Source organism: Streptomyces sp. NPDC002309 (assembly GCF_053593375.1).
The window spans coordinates 121,626-142,489 of sequence record NZ_JBSFCI010000022.1 but is presented as its reverse complement, the minus strand read 5'-3'; the positions used below and the strand labels follow the sequence as shown (position 1 = coordinate 142,489).

At 71.0% G+C, this 20,864-nt stretch carries 20 protein-coding genes and 1 rRNA gene; 16 read left to right on the top strand and 5 right to left on the bottom strand.

Annotation, left to right across the window (positions count from 1 at the left end):
* The 9 genes from rrf to ACWCPM_RS20015 form a co-directional block, all read left to right on the top strand.
* Nucleotides 1-85, top strand: a 5S ribosomal RNA gene (gene rrf / locus ACWCPM_RS20055); the annotation flags it as partial.
* A 60-nt stretch (nt 86-145) separates the two neighbouring features.
* Complete coding sequence (locus tag ACWCPM_RS20050) at nt 146-790, top strand: HAD family hydrolase (protein ID WP_450977544.1); 645 nt, start codon at nt 146-148, stop codon at nt 788-790.
* Nucleotides 791-868: 78 nt separating this feature from the next.
* Entirely contained in the window at nt 869-2,092 is a 1,224-nt protein-coding gene (locus ACWCPM_RS20045) for an MFS transporter (RefSeq protein ID WP_450977543.1), read from the top strand.
* On the top strand, nt 2,043-3,218 hold the full coding sequence (locus tag ACWCPM_RS20040; RefSeq protein ID WP_450977542.1) for an acetoin utilization protein AcuC: 1,176 nt from the start codon (nt 2,043-2,045) through the stop codon (nt 3,216-3,218). The genes ACWCPM_RS20045 and ACWCPM_RS20040 overlap by 50 nt, the downstream gene beginning before the upstream one ends.
* 108 nt (nt 3,219-3,326) lie before the next feature.
* Nucleotides 3,327-4,160 carry a phosphatase gene (locus ACWCPM_RS20035; protein ID WP_450977541.1) on the top strand — a complete coding sequence of 278 codons (834 nt, stop codon included), beginning with the start codon at nt 3,327-3,329 and terminating at the stop codon, nt 4,158-4,160.
* A gap of 134 nt (nt 4,161-4,294) precedes the next feature.
* On the top strand, nt 4,295-4,510 hold the full coding sequence (locus tag ACWCPM_RS20030) for a helix-turn-helix domain-containing protein (protein ID WP_450977540.1): 216 nt from the start codon (nt 4,295-4,297) through the stop codon (nt 4,508-4,510).
* A 154-nt stretch (nt 4,511-4,664) separates the two neighbouring features.
* A complete protein-coding gene (locus ACWCPM_RS20025) occupies nt 4,665-4,763 on the top strand; it encodes a 30S ribosomal protein bS22 (RefSeq protein WP_003948845.1) in 99 nt (32 codons plus the stop codon).
* 281 nt (nt 4,764-5,044) lie between these two features.
* The gene (locus ACWCPM_RS20020) at nt 5,045-6,106 is read left to right on the top strand and encodes an NAD-dependent epimerase/dehydratase family protein (protein ID WP_450977539.1); all 1,062 of its coding nucleotides are present in this window, start codon (nt 5,045-5,047) and stop codon (nt 6,104-6,106) included.
* A 14-nt stretch (nt 6,107-6,120) separates the two neighbouring features.
* Complete coding sequence (locus ACWCPM_RS20015; protein WP_450977538.1) at nt 6,121-7,200, top strand: lysophospholipid acyltransferase family protein; 1,080 nt, start codon at nt 6,121-6,123, stop codon at nt 7,198-7,200.
* 101 nt (nt 7,201-7,301) lie between these two features.
* Here ACWCPM_RS20015 and ACWCPM_RS20010 read toward each other — a convergent pair whose 3' ends face one another.
* The 3 genes from ACWCPM_RS20010 to ACWCPM_RS20000 form a co-directional block, all read right to left on the bottom strand.
* Nucleotides 7,302-8,537, bottom strand: coding sequence for a DUF5667 domain-containing protein (locus ACWCPM_RS20010; RefSeq protein ID WP_450977537.1), 1,236 nt, complete (start codon nt 8,535-8,537; stop codon nt 7,302-7,304).
* 246 nt (nt 8,538-8,783) lie between these two features.
* Nucleotides 8,784-9,554 (bottom strand): ECF subfamily RNA polymerase sigma factor, BldN family, encoded by a 771-nt coding sequence (locus ACWCPM_RS20005; protein ID WP_450977536.1) that lies wholly within the window; start codon nt 9,552-9,554, stop codon nt 8,784-8,786.
* A 577-nt stretch (nt 9,555-10,131) separates the two neighbouring features.
* A complete protein-coding gene (locus tag ACWCPM_RS20000) occupies nt 10,132-11,049 on the bottom strand; it encodes an HAD family hydrolase (RefSeq protein WP_450977535.1) in 918 nt (305 codons plus the stop codon).
* 130 nt (nt 11,050-11,179) lie between these two features.
* Here ACWCPM_RS20000 and ACWCPM_RS19995 point away from each other — a divergent pair, with 130 nt between their 5' ends.
* The 5 genes from ACWCPM_RS19995 to ACWCPM_RS19975 all read left to right on the top strand — a co-directional run bounded on the left by ACWCPM_RS19995 (nt 11,180) and on the right by ACWCPM_RS19975 (nt 16,917).
* Complete coding sequence (locus ACWCPM_RS19995; RefSeq protein ID WP_450977534.1) at nt 11,180-11,488, top strand: glutaredoxin family protein; 309 nt, start codon at nt 11,180-11,182, stop codon at nt 11,486-11,488.
* Nucleotides 11,489-11,778: 290 nt separating this feature from the next.
* Nucleotides 11,779-12,546 (top strand): redox-sensing transcriptional repressor Rex, encoded by a 768-nt coding sequence (locus ACWCPM_RS19990; protein ID WP_450977533.1) that lies wholly within the window; start codon nt 11,779-11,781, stop codon nt 12,544-12,546.
* Nucleotides 12,543-14,261 (top strand): glutamyl-tRNA reductase, encoded by a 1,719-nt coding sequence (locus tag ACWCPM_RS19985; RefSeq protein ID WP_450977532.1) that lies wholly within the window; start codon nt 12,543-12,545, stop codon nt 14,259-14,261. The genes ACWCPM_RS19990 and ACWCPM_RS19985 overlap by 4 nt, the downstream gene beginning before the upstream one ends.
* Nucleotides 14,258-15,217, top strand: a complete 960-nt coding sequence (gene hemC, locus ACWCPM_RS19980) for a hydroxymethylbilane synthase (RefSeq protein ID WP_450977531.1) — start codon at nt 14,258-14,260, stop codon at nt 15,215-15,217. The genes ACWCPM_RS19985 and hemC overlap by 4 nt, the downstream gene beginning before the upstream one ends.
* Nucleotides 15,214-16,917, top strand: a complete 1,704-nt coding sequence (locus ACWCPM_RS19975) for a uroporphyrinogen-III synthase (RefSeq protein WP_450977530.1) — start codon at nt 15,214-15,216, stop codon at nt 16,915-16,917. Before hemC ends, ACWCPM_RS19975 begins: the two co-directional genes overlap by 4 nt.
* Before the next feature lie 93 nt (nt 16,918-17,010).
* On the opposite strand, the gene ACWCPM_RS19970 is transcribed toward ACWCPM_RS19975, so the two are convergent.
* Together ACWCPM_RS19970 and ACWCPM_RS19965 are read right to left on the bottom strand one after the other, a co-directional pair.
* On the bottom strand, nt 17,011-18,324 hold the full coding sequence (locus ACWCPM_RS19970) for a sensor histidine kinase (RefSeq protein WP_450977529.1): 1,314 nt from the start codon (nt 18,322-18,324) through the stop codon (nt 17,011-17,013).
* Nucleotides 18,325-18,331: 7 nt separating this feature from the next.
* Nucleotides 18,332-19,009 carry a response regulator transcription factor gene (locus ACWCPM_RS19965; protein ID WP_450977528.1) on the bottom strand — a complete coding sequence of 226 codons (678 nt, stop codon included), beginning with the start codon at nt 19,007-19,009 and terminating at the stop codon, nt 18,332-18,334.
* A gap of 216 nt (nt 19,010-19,225) precedes the next feature.
* On the opposite strand from ACWCPM_RS19965, the gene ACWCPM_RS19960 reads away from it, so the two are divergent.
* Nucleotides 19,226-19,636 (top strand): hypothetical protein, encoded by a 411-nt coding sequence (locus tag ACWCPM_RS19960; protein ID WP_450977527.1) that lies wholly within the window; start codon nt 19,226-19,228, stop codon nt 19,634-19,636.
* A gap of 221 nt (nt 19,637-19,857) precedes the next feature.
* Complete coding sequence (gene hemB, locus ACWCPM_RS19955; RefSeq protein WP_450977526.1) at nt 19,858-20,856, top strand: porphobilinogen synthase; 999 nt, start codon at nt 19,858-19,860, stop codon at nt 20,854-20,856.
* Nucleotides 20,857-20,864: the final 8 nt, after the last annotated feature.

Sequence of the window (20,864 nt, the reverse complement as noted above, 5' to 3'; positions counted from 1 at the left end):
TTACATTCCGAACCCGGAAGCTAAGCCTTACAGCGCCGATGGTACTGCAGGGGGGACCCTGTGGGAGAGTAGGACGCCGCCGAACAAATATTGAAGGAAACCCCGCATCTTCGGATGCGGGGTTTTCTGCGTTTAGGGTTCAGTTATGCGCTATGACCTGGTGATCTTCGACAACGACGGTGTGCTCGTCGACAGTGAGCCCCTTTCCAACCGGCTTCTGGCGGCGTACCTCACCGAACTTGGGCATCCGACCTCCTATGAGGACTCCCTGCGTGACTACATGGGTGCCGCCATGCACCGTGTGCACGACCTGGTGGCGGAGCGGACCGGGCAGCGGTTGCCCGCTGACTTCGACGAGGTCTTTCACGGGCGGGTCTTCGCGGCGTTCCGGCGGGAGTTGAAGGCGGTGCCCGGCGCCGCGGACGTCCTCGGGAAGCTGGCGGCCGAGGGGGTGCCGTACTGCGTGGCCTCGTCGGGGAGCCATGAGCGGATTCGGGTGGGGCACCGGGCGGCGGGGCTGGAGCGGTGGTTCGACGACCGGCGGATCTTCAGTTCGGAGGATGTGGGGCGGGGGAAGCCGGCGCCTGATCTGTTCCTTCACGCGGCCGAGCGGATGGGGGTCGCGCCGGAGCGGTGTGTCGTCGTCGAGGACAGCCGGTTGGGGGTGCAGGCGGCGGTCGCGGCCGGGATGGACGTGTACGGGTTCACCGCCATGACGCCGGCGGCGAGGCTGGCCCGGGCGACGCGACTCTTCGACGACATGCGGGAGTTGGCTGAGCTGCTGATCTGATCCACGGCACGAAACTGAGGGGAATTCATCTTTGGCTGGATATACCCAGCGGTACGTCGGGGCCCTACGCTCGCCGCCATGACTCGTGTGCTGCGGCGCGGCAGGGCCTCGTTGGCGTTCGGCTTCTTCGCCCAGGGCGTCGCCTTTGCCCTGCTGGTGACGCGGATTCCGGCGATCCAGGACCGGTACGGGGTCTCCGACGCGCTGCTGCCGGCGTTTCTGGCCGCGGTACCGGTGCTGGCCGGTGTCGGCAGCGTGGCCACCGAGCGGCTGGTCAGGCGTGTACCGCCCAGTTCGGTGCTGCGGTGGTCCCAGCCCGTGGTGCTGCTGGCGCTGCTCGGGGTGGGCGCCGGGGAGCGGATGGTGGAGCTGGCCGTCGCGCTGGCCGTGTTCGGGCTGGCCGTGGGGGCGCTGGACGCGTCGATGAACATGCTCGGGGTGAGCCTGCAGCGGTCGTACGGGCGGAGCATCATGCTCGGGTTCCACGCCGCGTACAGCCTCGGGGGGATCGTGGGGGCCTCGCTGGCCTGGGTGGGGGCGCGGGGAGAGGTGGCTCTGGTTGTGTCCTATCTGCCGGTGGTGGGGGTGCTGGTGCCGGCGGCGCTGGTGGGGAGCCGGTGGTACGTCGACGGTGGTTCCGGCAAGGCGGCCGAGGGGGAGGGCGCGGCGTCCGGCGAGGCAGGGGGTGTCGTCTTCCGGGCATTGCTGCCGTTGTGCCTGGTGATGACCTTCGCCTACATCGGGGACGCGACCGTTTCCAACTGGAGCGCGAAGTATTTGCAGGACGTGCTGGGGAGTTCGGAGCAGATGGCGACGGTTCCCTACAACGTCTACATGGTCACCACGCTGGTGGGGCGGGCCCTGGGAGACTTCGGGGTACGGCGGTTCGGGGCCGTCGGGGTGGTGCGGGGTGGGGCGGTGCTCGCCGCGGTGGGGTTCGGGGTGGTGGCGGGGGCGCCCGGGACCTGGGTCGGGATGGCCGGGTTCACCTTGGTGGGGCTGGGGTTGTGCGTGCTGGTTCCGCAGACGTTCGCGGCGGGTGGGCGGTTGTTCCCGGGGGCTTCGGACGCGGTGGTGGCGCGGCTCAATGTCTTCAACTATGTGGGGTTCTTGATCGGTTCGCCGTTGGTGGGGGTGCTGGGGGACGCGTGGAGCTATCGCGGGGCGATGCTCGTGCCCATGGTGTTGGTGCTGGTGACACTCCTGTACGCCCGGTCGTTCGCGGCTCAACCGGACCGATACGGTGGCGGGCATGAGCGGCCGAGCACAGCTGATGTGGGACGAGGCGGTAACGGGCTATGACTTCGGGCCGGAGCATCCGATGGATCCGGTCCGGCTGGCGCTGACCCGGAGGCTGGTCGAGGCGTTCGGGCTCGATCGCGAGATGGACGTGGTCGCGGCGAAGCCGGCGGGGGAGTCGACGCTGCGGCTGGTCCATCGGGAGGACTACATCGAGGCGGTGAAGGCCGCGTCGCTCGATCCGCGGGCGGCCGATCAGTCGTACGGACTGGGGACGTCGGACGATCCGGCGTTCGACGGCATGCACGAGGTGTCGGCCCTCATCGCCGGGCAGTCGGTGGGGGCGGCGGAGGCCGTGTGGCGTGGGGACGCGCTGCACGCGGTGAACTTCGCGGGCGGGCTGCATCACGCGATGCCGGCGGCGGCGTCGGGGTTCTGCATCTACAACGACGCCTCGCTGGCCATCGCCCGGCTGCTGGAGCTGGGGGCGGAGCGGGTCGTCTACGTGGACGTCGACGTGCATCACGGCGACGGTGTGCAGGCGGCCTTCTGGGAGGATCCGCGGGTTCTGACGATCTCGCTGCATGAGCATCCCCGGACCTTGTTCCCGCAGACGGGGTGGCCGGAGGAGACGGGTGCGTCCGGTGCCGCGGCGGGGGCGGCGGTGAACGTGGCGTTGCCGGCGGGTACGGGGGACGCCGGGTGGCTGCGGGCGTTCCACGCGGTGGTGCCGGAACTCGTCGCGGGGTTCCGGCCGCAGGTGCTGGTGACCCAGCACGGGGCCGACACGCATTTCGAGGACCCGTTGGCGCATCTGGCGGTCTCCCTGGACGCGCAGCGCGCCGTGCAGGTCGCCTGTCATGAACTGGCGCACGAGTACGCCGAGGGGCGCTGGGTGGCCCTGGGCGGGGGTGGGTACGCCGTGGTGGACGTGGTCCCGCGGTCCTGGACGCACTTGGTGGCGATCGCCGCCGGGCGGGAGGTGGCGCCCGAGGCGATGGTTCCCGAGCAGTGGAGGCAGGAGGTCTTCGCCCGGACGCGGCAGTTGGCGCCGGGACGGATGACCGATGGCCGCTGGCCCGTGGAGTGGGACGACTGGGAGGCGGGGTACGACCCCGCGGACCGGTTGGACCAGGCGGTGCTGGCCACACGGCGGGCGGTGTTCCCGCTGCGGGGGTTGTTGCCGTAGAAGTCGTGCCGTACGGGCTGTGGTGTACGGCCCGTGGCGTTACGCCGACCGAGCCCCGTATCCCCGTTCCGGCTTCCGCCACCCACCCGCATCCGTCACCATCGCCCCATGCCCACCCCCACGGCCGGCGTCTCGCGGTCCCACCTCCGCGCGCACCTTCTCGCTGCTCGGCTGGCCGGGGTCGTGGCGACCTCCCGGGAAGTGAGCCTACGAAGTTATCGGGGGTTCGCGGCGCGCGATCCTCGTTTGTTGATCGGGATTGATCCTGAATGGCCATGGACCGAGCGGGACTTGATCGAGCTGATGGCGGGCAAGTGTGGTGTGTCCGCTGATCCGAGGTGTGTTTCAGGCCAGGATGTGATCGACCCGGAACGGACCCTCGCCGCCCTGGAGGCGTTCTCCGCGCGGCTCGCCGTCGTCGCGCAGCGTGGTGCGCCTGTGTTGTTCGGGACCGGTCATCCGCATCGGTTGCTCGGTTTCTACGGCGACCTGGCGGACGCCATGTCGGCGGCAGGATGTGCCGTCCTCACCCCCGCGAAGGGTCGCTCTGTCGACATAACGACTAGGTTCGGCCTACGCACGTACAACCTTGATTACGTGCGAGGCGTCGCGCTGATGCGGGAACCCGGCGCGCGCGAGCAGGGTTGTGCGACCGGCGCACACACGCATTCACCCCTCCCGGTTCGTACCGTTCTGGGCGCCATCGCCGAGGCCGGCGGGCCGCTCCCCGAGCTGGTCATCGGGGACCACGGATGGGTCTGCGGTGCAGGTCAGCTGGGGGTCGAGACCATTGGGCTGGCTGATACGGACGATCCGGCCCCGTTTGTGGGTGAAGCGGAGGGGCGAGTGGCCGTGGTCGTTCCACTTGATGACGCTGTGCGGTCTGATTACTACCGTCCGCTGACCCGCTACGTACTCAATCGGGCGTGTCTGTCACAGTAGGCCGCCGATAGGTGCACCTCTTCCCCACTCGCATCACCCGCCCCTAGTCTGGGGAGTGAGCACGCAGCGACGAAGAGTCACCGGAAGGGGAAGCCGGTGGCCGTCGAGTCGAGTGCGGAAGGTTCAGGTGTGTCATGGCTGCAGCTGGAGATCAGAGGCCTCTGAGTGAGGTTCAGTTCCTTACCGTGGCGGAGGTCGCCTCGGTGATGCGAGTGTCGAAGATGACCGTGTACCGGTTGGTGCACAGCGGCCATCTGCCCGCGATCAGGGTGGGGCGGTCCTTCCGCGTCCCCGAGAACGCGGTTCACGAGTACCTCCGTGACAGCTATGTGGGGGTGGAAACCGTCTGACGGCGACTCGGGGAGATCGGCTCAGGGCACTTTCCGATCTCCCCGAACACCTCGATTACGACCTCAGCGCTCGGGCGGGTAGGCTAGCCCCTCGTAGGTCGTGTGGGCCCATGGCGCCCAAACACCGAGTGATGAGAAGTGAGCGAGGGTAGTCGTGGGCTCTGTTATCAAGAAGCGGCGCAAGCGGATGGCCAAGAAGAAGCACCGCAAGCTGCTCAAGCGCACGCGCGTGCAGCGTCGTAACAAGAAGTAACCGCTGGAAAAGCAACACCGGCGGTAGATCGACGCACCGCAACGCCGCGAAGGCGTGACTGTGGCCCCCCACCACGTTCGGTGGGGGGCCACACGCATGTCCCGGTTCGGACGGGCCCCTCGCGCGTCCCCGCCCGGTGGGCGCGAGACCCTGGTCGTACGACCGTGATTTCCCGTCACCTGGTGCAGTGGGCGGTCATCACAGCGCAACAACAAACCGCTAGGTTGGCCGCAGACGGGGAACTCGGCAGCGGTACGAGGGCTGGAAGGAAGGCGCGGATCGTGGGCAAGGTCGTGCTCGTGACCGGAGTGGCCCGTCAGCTGGGGGGCCGGTTCGTACGACGGATCCAGCGGGACCCCGAGGTGGAACGGGTCATCGCCGTGGACGCGGTACCGCCCGAGCACCATCTGGGCGGTGCGGAGTTCATCCGTGCCGACATCCGCCAGCCCACCATCGCGCGCGTGCTGGCCGAGACGGCCGCCGACACCGTCGTCCACATGGACGTCACCGCGACCGCCCTGGGCAGCGGCAACCGTGCCACGGTCAAGGAGACCAACGTCATCGGCACCATGCAACTGCTCGGCGCCTGCCAGAAGTCCCCGACCGTACGGCGGCTGGTGGTGAAGTCCAGTACCAACGTCTACGGTTCCGCGCCCCGTGACCCGGCCGTCTTCAGCGAGACGACCCCGCCCAAGTCGCTGCCCAGCGGCGGCTTCGCCAAGGACACGGTGGAGGTCGAGGGGTACATGCGCGGGTTCGCGCGTCGCCGGCCGGACGTGGCGGTGTGTGTGCTGCGGTTCGCCAACATCCTGGGCGCCAGCGCCGACTCGCCGCTCGCCTCGTACTTCTCGCTGCCCGTGCTGCCGACCGTCCTCGGCTACGACCCACGGCTGCAGTTCGTGCACGAGGACGACGTGATCGAGGTGTTGCGGATCGCCTCGCACGAGCCGCGCCGAGGCACCCTCAACAGCGGCACGTTCAACATCGCCGGCGACGGCGTCCTGCTGCTCTCCCAGTGCTCCCGGCGGCTCGGCCGCCCCACCGTGCCGCTGCTGCTGCCCGCCGTCACATGGGCCGGCTCGCTGGTGCGTACCCTGGGCATGACGGACTTCTCGCCGGAACAGATCCGGCTGCTGACCCACGGCCGGGTGGTGGACACGACCCAGATGCGCGAGACGCTGGGATTCCGGCCCAAGTACACCACTGCGGAAACGTTTGCGGACTTCGCGCGCAGCCGCGGACCCGGACTTCTGCCGCCCGAGGCCCTCGCGGGGGCCGTCGACCGGATCGCCGCGCTGCCCGTCACGGGCGGCGGCCACCCCCCGACTCAGAGCGCCAACTGAGGAGCGCATCAACGATGGCGGACGCCAAGGTCATTCCGTTCGACGACGACCGGTCCCGCGGGAGCGCCGCGCAGCGGCCGCCGCGGCGCGGCCGGAGCGGAGGAAGCCGTCGGCCCGGCGGGGAGTCCGCACGGGTCCGTGAGGCCGGGGAGGTCCAGCCCCTGCCCGGCCGGACGCGTGCGCAGGATGATGTTCCCGTGCCACATGAGAATCAGCCACCGGGCGGGTCCGACGAACAGCGGCCCCTGGACGAGGGCGGCCTGGACCGCCGCGTCGCCGCCGGACTCGCCTTCCTGCGCCGCCGCCTGACCGGCGACTACGAGGTCGACGACTTCGGCTACGACGCCGAACTCACCGACCAGGTGCTGATGTCCCTGCTGCGCCCGGTGTACGAGAAGTACTTCCGGGTCGAGGTGAAGGGCATCGAGAACATCCCGTCCGAGGGCGGCGCGCTGATCGTCGCCAACCACTCCGGCACGCTCCCGATGGACGGCCTGATGATGCAGGTCGCCGTGCACGACCACCATCCGGCCGGCCGTCATCTGCGCCTCCTCGCCGCCGACCTGGTCTTCGTATTGCCGGTCGTCAACGAACTCGCCCGCAAGCTCGGTCACACCCTGGCCTGCGCGGAGGACGCCGAACGGCTCCTCGGACAGGGCGAGCTCGTCGGTGTGATGCCGGAGGGGTTCAAGGGCATCGGCAAGCCCTTCAGCGAGCGCTACAAGCTCCAGCGCTTCGGCCGGGGCGGCTTCGTCTCCACAGCGCTGCGCCAGGGCGCTCCGATCGTCCCGTGCTCGATCGTCGGCGCGGAGGAGATCTATCCGATGCTCGGCAACGCGAAGACCCTGGCGCGGCTCCTGGGCTTTCCGTACTTCCCGCTGACGCCCACGTTCCCGTGGCTGGGCCCGCTCGGCGCGATCCCCCTGCCCACCAAGTGGACGATCCAGTTCGGTGAGCCCATTCGCACGGACGGCTATCCGCCGGAGGCGGCCGAGGACCCGATGCTGATGTTCAACCTGACCGACCAGGTCAGGGAACAGATCCAGCACACCCTGTACAAGCTGCTGGTGCAGCGCCGCTCGGTCTTCTTCTGAGCCGGTCTTCTTCCGGCCATTTCCGACCGCCCCTTTCCGACCGTACGACGACGGGGGCGCCCCTCCTCCGAGGGACGCCCCACATTCGTACGACCCGGAACCTACTCGGCGTCCTCGGCGTCGAGCCCGAGCCCGGGCAGCAGGCCGGGCAGCAGCGGTGGCAACGTGACGTCGGGTGCGGTCGTCGGCGGTCTGGTCTGCGACGGGGAGGCGCTGCCGCTGTCCTTCGGCGGGTCGAGCAGCCCTCCGGTGTTGCCACCGAGCAGGCTGTCGGACTCCTCGCCGGTCTCGGCGGACCGGCTGGGGCCCTCGCTGCCGGTGTCGCCGCCGGCCGAGGAACCGCTGCCGCTGCTGGGTGCCGTCGAGCCGCGCTCGGACTCGGTGGCACCCGTGGCGGGCCCGCTGCCGGGGCCGCGCCTCTTGCTGTCCTCGCCGCCGCCGCTGGGGACGGGGGGCTGCGGAAGCAGGGACTGCAGCGGGGCGACATCCTGGTCTATGGCGTCGAAGACCGACGACACCTGCTCACTGACGTCCCCGAGCTGCACCGGCAGCCGCTCGCGCAGGGCGCCCCAGGCGTCCCGGTGCGAGTCGGAGAACGCGGAGAGGGCCTGGATGGGGCCCAGCGACTCGGGGTCCCGCTCGTAGGCCGCGGTCAGCAGTCGGTGGCCCTCGGAGGCGTCGTGGGTCATCCCGGAAAGGGCACGGCGGACCTCACCGAGCGACTCGTGGTCGAGAGGGCCGCTGCGGCCGCGTTCCATCAGCCGACGGGCCTCGCTCAACCGGGTGGACGCCTGGTCGAGGTAGACCTGCCCGCGCTCGTCCTCGCCGTCGGCCAGGCCGAGCTTGAAGTCCTCGATGCCGCGTTTGAGCCCGTACAGAGAGTCCCCGGGCAGGGCCTCCCCGCTGGCGGCGGCCACTCCGCCGAAGGCACTGGCGGCGACACCCACGCTGAGGCCGCCGGCCGTGAGGCCCTTGGCCAGACGCGTGCGCGGACGGAACTTGCCCAGCGGTGCGGCCCTGTGGGCGCCGCGGCCCCGCACGGAGCGCTGCTCGGGGAAGGCGGGATCGGATACCGTGCCGCCTCCCTGGAGCATCGCCTCGAACTGAGCCACCAGCTGTGCCCGCTGGATGACCTTGACCTCGGGATCAAGTGTCGGCTTCGGCAACGCGCCAAGACCGACCGTGAGGGCCAACAAACGGCCCTGTTCGGTCGGTTGTTCCGCAGCAGCCGGGGCCGATTCCTCGGACTGCTCGGCCGCCGTGCCCCGATCGGACTGCTCCTCCAGGGCCTGGGCGAAGGCGTTCGCCCGCCGGTGCGCCGATACGTTCGCGATCACTGGCGGCACCTCCTCTCGTCATGACGGTCGACTCCCCAGGGGGTCCTGAGGGTTGCACGTCCCGGCCGCAACCACACGATCGAGGGATCGGAGTCGGCCGGGGCGTGACCACAGGGAGCCTGCATCCCGCACAACGAGCGGCGCGGCACTTGGGTTACGGACGGAGGGGTAACGGGCGGCGAAGTCAACAGTCTTTCACCGAGGGTGAGTTGGGGAACGCGGAGAGTGTGCCTTCGGATGCGGCGCTCAGCGGGCGTCTTCGGGCAGGAGACGGGCGAGGGTACGCACGGCGCGGTACTGCAGAGTCTTGATCGCGCCCTCGTTCTTGCCCATCACGCGGGCCGTCTCGGCGACCGAGAGGCCCTGGAGGAAGCGGAGTGTCACGCACTCCTGCTGCTGGGGGTTGAGTCGGCGCACCGCGTCGAGCAGCGCGGCGTTGGAGAGGGACTCCAGTACCGAGTCCTCGGGCGAGCGTTCGACCTCGTTGGCGTCGAGCATCTCGCCGGTGGTCACTTCCAGCCGGAACCGACTGGACTTGAAGTGGTCGGCGACCAGATTCCGCGCGATCGTGACCAGCCAGGCGCCGAAATCGCGCCCCTGCCAGGTGAACGTACCGATCCTGCGCAGGGCGCGCAGAAAGGTCTCGCTCGTCAGGTCCTCGGCGGTCGCCTTGCCGCCCACCCGGTAGTAGATGTAGCGGTACACGGTGTCGCTGTATTGGTCGTAGAGCCGGCCGAACGCGTCGGCCTCGCCGGCCTGGGCGCGCTCCACGAGGTCCATCATCCGGGCGCTGTCGCTGTCGGCGGCCGGACGCCGTGCGGTGGTCGCACCGGCGGCGCGGCCACGTCTGCCGACCGCGGCGCTGCCCTCGGCCAGTGCGTAGCACGGGCCGAGCGGCGCGGCGGTGGTGAATGCGGGGACGGCGTACGCGGTGGGGACGAAGCCGCGCAACAGGTCTCGGACCGTTGCGCGCAGCGTAGCCAGGCCCGAGGCGTCAACCCCGACGTGTGGGTACACGGGACTCCCAGAGGCAGAGCTTCCATCACGTGCAGTGCGGGACCTTTCACTCGTCGTAGCGACGAGAGGGGTACCGGTTTGCGTCTGAGGAGAATAACGCTTCGTACAGGTGCCGCTACGCCCAGTTGCTCAAATCATCGATTACGTCGCTTCTGTAACCGATTGACGGCTGATCAAGTGCCGGGGAGTGACCACTTGTTGATCGAATTGGCTCGACTTCGGGGTCGGTACAGGGCGTGTTGTGGCCGGGTGCAGGACGGAGGACTGGGTGTGGCGTCGCGTGGGTACGGGGACTGGATTGCCCGGTGTTTCGAAAGTGCTCGGCGTTGCTCCTGAGGCGGGCGGACGGCCCTGAGCCACGGGGCCGCCTCAGCGCATCCGTGCACGGTCCCGCCCCGCCACGGGCGGCAGGTACCCCCGGTCGCACACCGGCGGCGGAGGGGCACCCACTTGAACACCGGGTGCAGGAGGGCTTCCGCTCGCACAACGGCGGGGGGGGGGGGGTATCCGCTCGCACACCGGCGGCGGACGGCCCCGCTCGCACAATGGCGGGAGGCGCGCCCTCGGTCGCCGTCCGTTACCGCCGGCGTCGGTGCAGTGCGATCGCCGCGGCGGTGCCGCCCGCGACCGCGCCCACGCCCGCGGCGGCCGGAATCCCGACCTTCGCCGCCTTGCGGCCCGTCCGGTAGTCCCGAAGCCGCCAGTCCTTCGCACGCGCGTGCTTGCGCAGCTTGCTGTCGGGATTGATGGCGTACGGATGCCCCACCAGGGAGAGCATCGGGATGTCGTTGTGGGAGTCGCTGTACGCCGCGCAGCGCGAGAGGTCCAGCGCCTCCGCCGCGGCCAGCGCGCGTACCGCCTCCGCCTTCGCGGGCCCGTGCAAGGGCTCGCCGACGAGCTTGCCCGTGTACACACCGCCCACGGACTCCGCCACGGTCCCGAGCGCCCCGGTGAGCCCCAGCCGCCGTGCGATGACCTGCGCGATCTCCACCGGCGCGGCCGTCACCAGCCACACCTTCTGACCGGCGTCCAGATGTGCCTGCGCCAGTGCCCGGGTCCCCGGCCAGATCCGCACGGCCATGTACTCGTCGTAGATCTCCTCGCCGATCGACTGGAGCTCGGCGACCCGATGCCCCTTCACGATCGAGAGCGCCGACTCGCGCACGTCCTGCATGTGCTCCGGGTCCTCGAACCCGGCCAGCCGGAACCACGCCTGCTGCCAGGCGAACTTCGCGAGGTCGCGGGTCTCGAAGAACTTCCGCTTGTAGAGCCCGCGCCCGTAGTGGAAGAGCGCGGCACCCTGCATCACGGTGTTGTCGAGGTCGAAGAAGGCGGCGGCCCGGTCGTCGCCGTGCACGGGAAACTCCGGCTCGTCGCCTGCGACGGCGGAGGTGTCCTGTGTCTTGCGCGCGGCCTCCGCCGCGGCCTCGCCTGCCAACACGCTCCGCGCCGTGGCGGAGCGCCTACGGGGAGTGAGCCATCCGAGAGCGGCCATGGCGTGAGCATAGCCATTCTGTTCGGAGGTTCCGGAGTCGAGAGGTTGGAACGCCGTGAACTCTCCGCGTCCGTGCCGTTAAACAACTCCGCTTCGGTGCCGTCGGACAACGGCCCCCGGTGGCGCGACAATGGCCGGCATGAGCCCGATTTTCCGCCGTAAGCCCGCCGCTCCGGGCGCAGTGCCCGCCGCAGCGCCCGGGGATCGCATGGTCACGCTCGTCCGCAAGCCCGGCTGTCATCTGTGTGATGACGCACAGACGGTGATCGAGAAGGTCTGTGCCGATCTCGGTGTGTCGTGGGAGCGGAAGGACATCACCGAGGACAAGGAACTCCACGACACGTACTGGGAGCAGATCCCGGTCGTCCTGGTGGACGGCGAGCAGCACACGTTCTGGCGGGTGGACGAGGGGCGCCTCCGCAAGGCGCTCGCCGGGTGAGGGGCGGGCGGCGCCGCGGCCGGCTCCCGAGCGGCGGACGGCGCGACCGGGTGTCCGGTCTGGCTTAGGATCGATGGCGACCTGGTCTCGGGGGCGGGAACTTTTCAGGAGAGTGTTCGATTGTGGCCCCCCTTTCGCCGCCTCGCGGAGCGCGCGTGACGCCGGTCACGTTGGCCGGGCAAATCGGACACCATCTTTGTGCACGCGTTCACAAAGACATAGCCTGCATGCGACGGGGCGGTCCGGGGACGTATGACCGCCCGCAGCCCCGCTCTACCCGCAGGAGCACCGTGGCAACTGGCCGAACTCACCGACCGGCGACCCGTAGCCGAGGGATTCCCGAGGCCACCGTCGCCCGTCTTCCGCTGTACCTCCGAGCCCTGACCGCGCTGTCGGAGCGCTCGGTACCCACGGTCTCGTCCGAGGAACTGGCGGCCGCCGCCGGGGTCAACTCCGCGAAGCTCCGCAAGGACTTCTCCTACCTCGGCTCGTACGGCACCCGCGGTGTCGGTTACGACGTCGAGTATCTCGTCTACCAGATCTCCCGTGAACTCGGCCTCACCCAGGACTGGCCGGTAGTGATCGTCGGTATCGGAAACCTCGGTGCCGCCCTCGCCAACTACGGCGGGTTCGCCTCCCGCGGCTTCCGGGTCGCCGCGCTCATCGACGCCGACGCCGCGCTCACCGGCCGCGCGGTCGCGGGGATCCCGGTCCAGCACACCGACGACCTGGAGAAGATCATCCAGGACAACGGAGTGTCGATCGGCGTGATCGCGACCCCCGCCGGTGCCGCGCAGCAGGTGTGCGACCGGCTCGTCGCCGCCGGTGTCACCTCCATCCTGAACTTCGCGCCGACGGTGCTGTCCGTGCCGGACGGTGTCGACGTGCGCAAGGTCGACCTCTCCATCGAGCTGCAGATCCTCGCCTTCCACGAGCAGCGCAAGGCAGGCGAGGAGGCCGCGTCGGCGCCCGAGGCCGCTGTCCCGGCCGCCGTCGCGCGCAAGCAGACCACCGACAAGGGACCCGACGGGGACGTACCCGCCGTGATGCCGGCATGAGTCTGCTCGTCGTCGGACTGAGTCACCGCAGTGCTCCGGTGAGCGTGCTGGAGCGGGCCGCGCTGAACACGGACGCCCAGGCCAAGCTGGTGCAGGACACGGTCGCCGCCGAACCGGCCGCCGAGGCCTCGGTGCTCGCCACCTGCAACCGCATCGAGCTCTACGCCGACGTGGACAAGTTCCACGCGGGTGTCGCCGAGCTGTCCACGCTGCTCGCCCAGCACAGTGGCGTCGGCCTGGAGGAGCTCACGCCGTACCTCTACGTGCACTACGAGGACCGGGCCGTCCACCATCTGTTCTCGGTGGCGTGCGGGCTGGACTCGATGGTCGTCGGCGAGGGGCAGATCCTCGGCCAGATGAAGGACTCGCTGGCCCGCGCGCAGGAGATGCACACCGCCGGACGGGAGCTGAACGACCTCTTCCAGCAGGCGCTGCGGGTCGGCAAGCGTGCCCACACCGAGACCGGCATCGACCGGGCCGGGCAGTCCCTGGTCACCTTCGGCCTGGAGCAGCTGACCTCCGGCGAGCCCGTGGAGCGGTGGGCGCGGGGCAAGCGGGCGCTGGTGATCGGCGCCGGCTCGATGTCCTCGCTGGCCGCCGCGACGCTGGCACGGGCCGGGGTCGGCGAGATCGTCGTCGCCAACCGCACTCTCGAGCGGGCCGAGCGCCTCGCGCAGATCCTGAACCAGGCCGACGACGTGGACGTGGTGGCCCGGGCGGTACCGATGGACGCGGTGCGGGCCGAGCTGACACGTGCCGACATCGCTGTCTCCTGCACCGGCGCCACCGGACTCGTGCTGCAGGCGGAGGAGATCGCGGCCGCCGTCGAGGGCCGCACCGGCCGCCCCGCGCACGTCGAGGAGAGCGCCGCTCCGTCCACCGGCAGGCCGACGACGGGCGCCCAGCGGACGCCGCTGCCGCCCGCCTCCGCGGGGAACGACGAGAACTGCCCCCTGGACCTGACCACGCCCGGCTTCTCCGTGATGGGTGAGGCCGCCGTCGCCGGTATGGACGCCGCGACGCTGGAGCAGCACGCGGCGTGGGCCGCCGGCGGCGCGGTCGAGCGGCGGGAGGCGGCCCGCCGCACGCCCGAGGAGACGCCCGGGCTGATCACCGCGCTGGCCGCGACCATGGCCACCGCGGGCCGGATCGCCGAGCACCGCAAGCCCGAGCCGGTCGCCGAGGCGCCGCGCCCCGAGCCGGTCCTCTTCCTGCTCGACCTCGCGATGCCGCGCGACATCGACGCGGCCGCGCACCGGCTCGCCGGCGTGCGGCTCGTCGACATCGAGTCGCTGGCCGAGGCGTCGGCGGACGCCCCGATGGCGGCCGACGTCGACCAGGTGCGCCGCCTCGTCTCCGACGAGGTGTCGGCGTTCGGCGCCGCCCAGCGGGCCGCGCACATCACGCCGACCGTGGTCGCGCTGCGGACGATGGCCGCGGACGTCGTGGCGAGCGAGATCGCACGTCTGGACGGGCGGCTGCCCGGCCTGGACGACAAGCAGCGCGGCGAGATCCGGCAGGCGGTGCACCGGGTCGTCGACAAGCTGCTGCACGCGCCGACGGTACGGGTGAAGCAGCTCGCGGCCGAGCCCGGCGGCGCCGGGTACGCGGACGCGCTGCGGACCCTGTTCGACCTCGACCCCGAGACGGTGGCCTCCGTCTCGCGCACCGAGGGCAGCACCGAGAAGAACGCACAGAACCGAGGGCCGGCATGACGGAGAAGGCACTGAGACTGGGGACGAGGCGGAGCAAGCTCGCCATGGCCCAGTCCGGGCAGGTGGCGGAAGCCGTGAGCCAGGTGACCGGACGGCCTGTAGAGCTCGTCGAGATCACCACGTACGGCGACGTCTCGCGCGAGAGCCTCGCGCAGATCGGCGGCACGGGTGTGTTCGTGACCGCGCTGCGCGACGCGCTGCTGCGGGGCGATGTCGACTTCGCCGTGCACTCGCTGAAGGACCTGCCGACCACGCAGCCCGAGGACCTGGCGCTGGCCGCCGTCCCGCTGCGCGAGGACCCGCGGGACGTGATCGTCGCCCGCGACGCGCTGAAGTTCACCGACCTTCCGCGCGGGGCCCGCATCGGTACCGGTTCGCCGCGCCGGATGGCGCAGCTGAACGCGTTCGCGCGCGGCCACGGGCTGGACATCGAGACGGTGCCGATCCGCGGCAACGTCGACACCCGCATCGGGTACGTCCACAAGGGCGAGCTCGACGCCGTCGTGCTCGCCGCCGCCGGACTGCAGCGGATCGGCCGGATCGACGAGGTGACCGACTTCCTGTCGGTCGACACCGTTCTGCCCGCCCCCGGCCAGGGGGCTCTGGCGATCGAGTGCGCCGCGGACGACGCGGAGCTGATCGCTGTGCTCGGCGAGCTCGACGACCCCTTCACCCGGGTCGCCGTCACCGCCGAGCGGTCCCTGCTCGCCGCCCTGGAGGCCGGTTGCAGTGCTCCCGTGGGAGCGCTCGCCGACCTCTTGGCCGACGGGCAGATTGTCAAGGAAATGCGCCTGCGGGGCGTCGTCGGCACGACCGACGGCTCCCGTACGGTGCAGCTGTCCACCACCGGTCCCGTGCCCGAAACGCACGACCGGGCAGTGGCACTCGGCCGCGAACTCGCCGCCGAGATGCTCGCCCAGGGCGCGGCCGGTCTGATGGGGGAGCGAGCACAGTGAGCCCCACCACCCTTCCCGCCGCCGGTCCGGAACACGGGCACGTCACCTTTCTCGGTGCCGGACCCGGGGATCCGGGACTGCTGACCCTGCGAGCCGTCGAAGCGCTGGCGCGCGCGGACGTTCTCGTCGCCGAGCACGAGGTGCTCGACGTCGTACGCACGCACGCCCGGCCGGGCGTGGCCGTCGTGAACACGGAACCGGGTCCTTCGTCGGACCTCAATCCGGGCTCAGGCACGCCTCAGCTGACGGTTGTTGACGGTACGTCAGCAACCATTGTCCCCGTGGTGCGGGGTGCCGCACATCTTGTCATGGAGGCCGCGCGGGGCGGCAGGCGGGTCGTCCGTGCGGTGTCCGGGGACCCGGGACTCGACACGTACGCCGCCGAGGAGATGCTCGCCTGCGCCGCGGCGGGTGTTCCGTTCGAGGTCGTGCCGGGTGTCGCGGCCGGGGTCGGGGTGCCGGCGTACGCCGGTGTGCCGTTGCGGGACGCGCAGGGCGCGGACGTCCGGTTCGTCGACGCCCGGACCGCGACCGAGCGGTGCTGGACCGAGGCCGGGGCGTCGGACGGCACCCTGGTCGTCTCCACCGCGCTCGACTCCGTGGCCGCCGTCGCCGGTGAGCTGGTGTCGGCGGGGCGCAAGCCCGATACGCCGATGAGCGTGACGGTCGCGGGGACCACGACCCGGCAGCGGACGTGGAGCGCGACGCTGGGGACCGTGGCGCAGACGCTGAAGCAGGCCAAGGTGCTGCCCTCGCCCGAGGGCGGGAGGCCCGTGATAGCCGTGGTCGGGGAGCGTTCCGCCGCGGCTCAGCGCGAACAGTTGTCGTGGTTCGAGTCCAAGCCGCTGTTCGGCTGGAAGGTGCTCGTGCCGCGGACCAAGGAGCAGGCGGCTTCGCTTTCCGACCAGCTGCGGTCGTACGGGGCCGTGCCGCACGAGGTGCCGACGATCGCCGTCGAGCCGCCGCGCACGCCCCAGCAGATGGAGCGGGCGGTCAAGGGGCTGGTGACCGGGCGCTACGAGTGGATCGCCTTCACCTCGGTGAACGCGGTCAAGGCCGTGCGGGAGAAGTTCGAGGAGTACGGGCTCGACGCCCGGGCCTTCGCGGGGATCAAGGTCGCCGCGGTGGGGGAGCAGACGGCGAGGTCGCTCGTCGCGTTCGGTGTGAAGCCGGATCTGGTGCCGAGCGGGGAGCAGTCGGCGGCGGGGCTGCTGGAGGACTGGCCGCCGTACGACCCTGTCTTCGATCCGATCGACCGGGTCTTCCTGCCGCGGGCCGACATCGCCACGGAGACGCTGGTGGCGGGTCTCATCGAGCTGGGCTGGGAGGTCGACGACGTCACGGCGTACCGGACCGTGCGGGCGTCGCCGCCGCCGGCGGAGACGCGGGAGGCGATCAAGGGGGGTGGCTTCGACGCCGTTCTCTTCACCTCGTCGAGCACGGTACGGAACCTGGTGGGCATCGCCGGGAAGCCGCACAACGTGACCGTGATCGCCTGCATCGGGCCCGCCACGGCCAAGACCGCCGAGGAGCACGGGCTCCGGGTGGACGTCATGGCTCCGGAGCCGTCCGTGCACAAGCTGGCCGAGGCGCTGGCCGACTTCGGGACGCGGCGCCGGGAGGCCGCGTTGGAGGCCGGGGATCCGGTGACGCGGCCCAGTGAGCGGCGGCCGGGGGCGCGGCGGAGGCGTACGACCTGAGGTCGTGAGGTGAGGTGGTGGCGGGGCGTGTCGTGACGGCGCGCCCCGCCGCCGCGTTCACCGGTGACGTCGCGGCCCGCGCCGCCCGGTGCGCTACGGGGCGTCCTGGCACGGCAGCCGCAGGAGCACGCGGGCGCCTCCCCGGGGACCGGTCCCGATGGTGAGGGTGCCGCCGTGAGCGTGGGCGATGTCCCTGGCGATCGCGAGGCCGAGGCCGGCGCCACCGTCCTGCCGGGCGCGTGCGTCGTCCAGCCTGGTGAAGCGTTCGAAGACGCGCTCACGGTCGGGTTCCGGGATGCCGGGACCGTCGTCGTCCACGGACAGTTCGACCATGCCGTCACTCACCCCGACGCTGATCGAGACGGTGGTGCGCGCGTGTCTGCGGGCGTTGTCGGTGAGGTTGGTGAGCAGCCGGGAGAGCTGCACCCGGCTGCCGTGGACGACAGCGGCCCGCTCCTTTCCGTCCGCTCCCATGACGCCGTCGGACGCCACCACCGTCCCGGGGTGGCGCCGTATCTCCGCGGCCGTCAGCGCCGCGAGGTCCACGGGAGAGCGGACGGGCGCCTCCTGCGCGTCGAGCCTGGCGAGCAGCAACAGGTCGGAGGCGACGGCCTGGAGGCGTTCGGTGTCGCGGAGAGCCTTGTGCACGGCGGTCGGCCAGTCCGTCAGCGAGGGGCGGGCCAGGGCGAGTTCGAGCTGGGCGCGTACCGCCGCGATCGGGCTGCGCAGTTCATGGGAGGCGTCCGCGACGAACTGACGCTGCCGGGTCATGGAGAGGTCCAGTCGGTCCAGCGTGGCGTTCATCGTCTGCGCCAGCCGGGAGATCTCGTCGCGTGCCCTGGGCACCGGGACGCGGCGGTGCAGATCACGGGCGGTGATCTCGGTGAACTCCTCCCGGATGGCGGCCACCGGGCGCAGGGCGCGGCCGACCAGCAGCCACGTGAGAGCGGCCACGAACAGCACGAGCCCGGCGGCCGCGGGCGCGACGTGGCGCAGCAGGAGCCGGGTGACGCTGTCGAGAGCGGTGGACGAGGGGGTGACGTCCACGCTGTACGGCGTCAGGGGCTCCGCGGCGGAGGCGTCCTCCGTGCCGTCGCTCACCTCGCCGCCCGGTGTGACGTCGGGCTCCACCGGAAGTACCGGGACGATCACCCGTCCCCGCGCGTCCTTGACGGTCACCGAGGGCGGCGCGACGACCGCCGGGACGCCGGGTGTCAGCCCGGTGGACGCCAACTGGCCCTCGATGCTCAGGGCGGTGTGCTCGGCGTCCGCCTTCGCGCTGTCGCGCAGGTTCTGCTGCAGAACCAGTACCAGGGCCAGCATGCACAGGGCGAACGCGAAGGCGACGGTTCCGGCGGCGGCCGCCGTGGCCTTGGCGCGGACACTCATCCCGGACAGCAGGCTCATGCCGCGGTCACCCCCCGTCGCGGACCAGCAGATATCCCGCGCCCCGTATCGTGCGGATCGCCTGTCGGCCGAAGGGCACGTCGATCTTCCGGCGCAGGGTTCTGATGTAGACCTCGACGAGATTGGCCCCGCCGTCGTAGGCGGTGTCCCACACCGTGTGCACGATCTCGGTCTTGGACACCACCTGTCCGGCGCGGCGGGCCAGGCACTCCAGTACGGCGAACTCCTTGGCCGTCAGCGTGACGTTCTCGTTCCCCCGGCTGCAGGCCAGGGCCGTCGGCTCCAGCCGCAGGTCACCCAGTTCGATCGTGTCCGGCCGGTCCAGGCCGCTGCGCCGTGTCAGGGCCCGCAGCCGCGCGATCAGGACGACGAAGGAGAACGGCTTGGTGAGATAGTCGTCCGCGCCGACGTCGAGACCGTCGGCCTCGTCGTATTCGCCGTCCTTGGCGGTCAGCATCAGGATCGGAGTCCAGACGCCGGCCTCCCGCAGCCGGGAGCAGACCTGATAGCCGGAGAGTCCGGGCAGCATCACGTCCAGCACGATCGCCGCGTACCCGGTGTCCCGGGCCAGCTCCAGGCCACTCCTGCCGTCGGCCGCCGTCTCGATGGTGAAACCCTCTGGCTCCAGGCCCTCCTTGAGGAGTTCACGGAGCCGGACGTCGTCTTCCACCACCAGGATGCGCACGCGGGGAGTATGGCAGCCGCAAGCTGAGCCCCCGCTGAAGAGCGGAGGCGGTGGGCCCGGCGCCCCGTGGCCGTCGTGCGGCTTCCGGCCGCCTTCCCTCGGCTTTCAGCGGGCGTTCAGCCGCTTCAGCGAGGACTCAGCATCGCTTCGCCATGGTGGGTGCACCGACGGACCGGGAGTCCGCCGGGTACAACTCCCTCGCACAAGGAGACACTTGTGATTCGTTTCGGCTCCCGCACCATGAAGCGGCGGGTCCTCGCACTCGCCATGACGGCCGGCGTCCTGGCGCTGGGCGCGGCGCCCTCCGCCTCGGCCGCCGCCCCGCACACCGCGCCGCCGGCGGGCGCTGTCGCCGGGCATTCCCCGGACTTCGTCCCCGTGATGCCCGGCGCGCTGATTCCCGCCGTGCCGGCGGTGCCCGCGGACTCCGTCCCGGCGACGTCCGGTGAACACGCGGTGCCGCTCGAGCCGCACGTCGGTGTGCCGGTGTCGCCGGGCGAGCCCGGTGTCCCGGTGGAGCCCGGTGTCCCCGCGGAGCACGCGGTGCCGCTCGAGCCGCACGTCGGTGTGCCGGTGTCGCCCGCCGAGCCTTCCGTGCCTCAGCTGCCGGGCACGGCAGGCAGGTAGTCCGCGCGGAACTGCCGCGGCCACGTCGCCGGTCGCCCGCGGGCCGGTGACGCGGTCGTCGCGCGCGTCCGTCGTACGCGCGGTGTCGGTCATGAGGCCGTGGCCGACCGGGAGGTGCGCCGCGGCAGGCCGCCCGGTCGGTGAGCAGGGGTGCGGGGCGGAGGCGGGCCCCGACGACGCGTCGGCAAAGGCAGAGGGCGGGCGGGCGTAGCGTAGGGCGTATGACGACGTACGGTTCCTTTCCCGGTGCGCGGCCGCGGCGGCTGCGGACGTCTCCCGTCATGCGGCGGATGGTCGCCGAGACCCGGCTGCATCCGGCCGATTTCATCCTGCCCGCGTTCGTGCGCGAGGGTGTGAGCGAGCCGGTGGCCGTCGCCGCGATGCCCGGTGTCGTCCAGCACACCCGGGACAGTCTGAAGAAGGCCGCCGCCGAGGCGGTGGCCGCCGGGATCTCCGGGATCATGCTGTTCGGGGTGCCGGAGGAGTCGAAGAAGGACGCGGTCGGCACGCCGGGGACCGACCCGGACGGGATCCTCCAGGTCGCGATCCGCGAGGTGCGCGCCGAGGTCGGGGACGAACTGCTCGTCATGTCCGACCTGTGCCTGGACGAGACCACCGATCACGGTCACTGCGGTGTGCTGGACGAGTCCGGGCGCGTCGACAACGACGCCACCCTGGAGCGCTACGCCGAGATGGCCCAGGTCCAGGCCGACGCCGGGGCCCATGTGGTGGGCCCGAGCGGGATGATGGACGGGCAGATCGGGGTCGTCCGGGACGCGCTGGACCAGATCGGGCGCGAGGACGTGGCCGTGCTGGCCTACACCGCCAAGTACGCGTCGGCGTTCTACGGCCCCTTCCGCGAGGCGGTCGCCTCGTCGTTGCAGGGGGACCGGAAGACGTATCAGCAGGACCCCGCCAACGCGCGGGAGTCGATGCGGGAGCTGGCCCTCGATCTGGAGGAGGGGGCCGACATGGTGATGGTGAAGCCCGCCGGGCCCTATCTGGACGTCCTGGCGCGCGTCGCGGACGCCGTGGACGTGCCGGTCGCCGCGTACCAGATCTCCGGTGAGTACTCGATGATCGAGGCCGCCGCCGAGAAGGGCTGGATCGACCGGGAGCGGGCGATCCTGGAGTCGCTGACCGGTATCAAGCGGGCCGGGGCGCGGAACATCCTCACCTACTGGGCCACCGAAGTGGCCCAGAGGCTGAACCGGGCCTAGTGCCGCGT

Bases quoted from the DNA above. Each gene is read 5' to 3' on its own strand.
- ACWCPM_RS20050 (WP_450977544.1), top strand. From the start codon at position 146: ATGCGCTATGACCTGGTGATCTTCGACAACGACGGTGTGCTCGTCGAC.
- ACWCPM_RS20045 (WP_450977543.1), top strand. From the start codon at position 869: ATGACTCGTGTGCTGCGGCGCGGCAGGGCCTCGTTGGCGTTCGGCTTC.
- ACWCPM_RS20040 (WP_450977542.1), top strand. From the start codon at position 2,043: ATGAGCGGCCGAGCACAGCTGATGTGGGACGAGGCGGTAACGGGCTAT.
- ACWCPM_RS20035 (WP_450977541.1), top strand. From the start codon at position 3,327: ATGCCCACCCCCACGGCCGGCGTCTCGCGGTCCCACCTCCGCGCGCAC.
- ACWCPM_RS20030 (WP_450977540.1), top strand. From the start codon at position 4,295: ATGGCTGCAGCTGGAGATCAGAGGCCTCTGAGTGAGGTTCAGTTCCTT.
- ACWCPM_RS20015 (WP_450977538.1), top strand. From the start codon at position 6,121: ATGGCGGACGCCAAGGTCATTCCGTTCGACGACGACCGGTCCCGCGGG.
- ACWCPM_RS20000 (WP_450977535.1), bottom strand. From the start codon at position 11,049: ATGGCCGCTCTCGGATGGCTCACTCCCCGTAGGCGCTCCGCCACGGCG.
- ACWCPM_RS19995 (WP_450977534.1), top strand. From the start codon at position 11,180: ATGGCCGGCATGAGCCCGATTTTCCGCCGTAAGCCCGCCGCTCCGGGC.
- ACWCPM_RS19985 (WP_450977532.1), top strand. From the start codon at position 12,543: ATGAGTCTGCTCGTCGTCGGACTGAGTCACCGCAGTGCTCCGGTGAGC.
- hemC (WP_450977531.1), top strand. From the start codon at position 14,258: ATGACGGAGAAGGCACTGAGACTGGGGACGAGGCGGAGCAAGCTCGCC.
- ACWCPM_RS19970 (WP_450977529.1), bottom strand. From the start codon at position 18,324: ATGAGCCTGCTGTCCGGGATGAGTGTCCGCGCCAAGGCCACGGCGGCC.
- hemB (WP_450977526.1), top strand. From the start codon at position 19,858: ATGACGACGTACGGTTCCTTTCCCGGTGCGCGGCCGCGGCGGCTGCGG.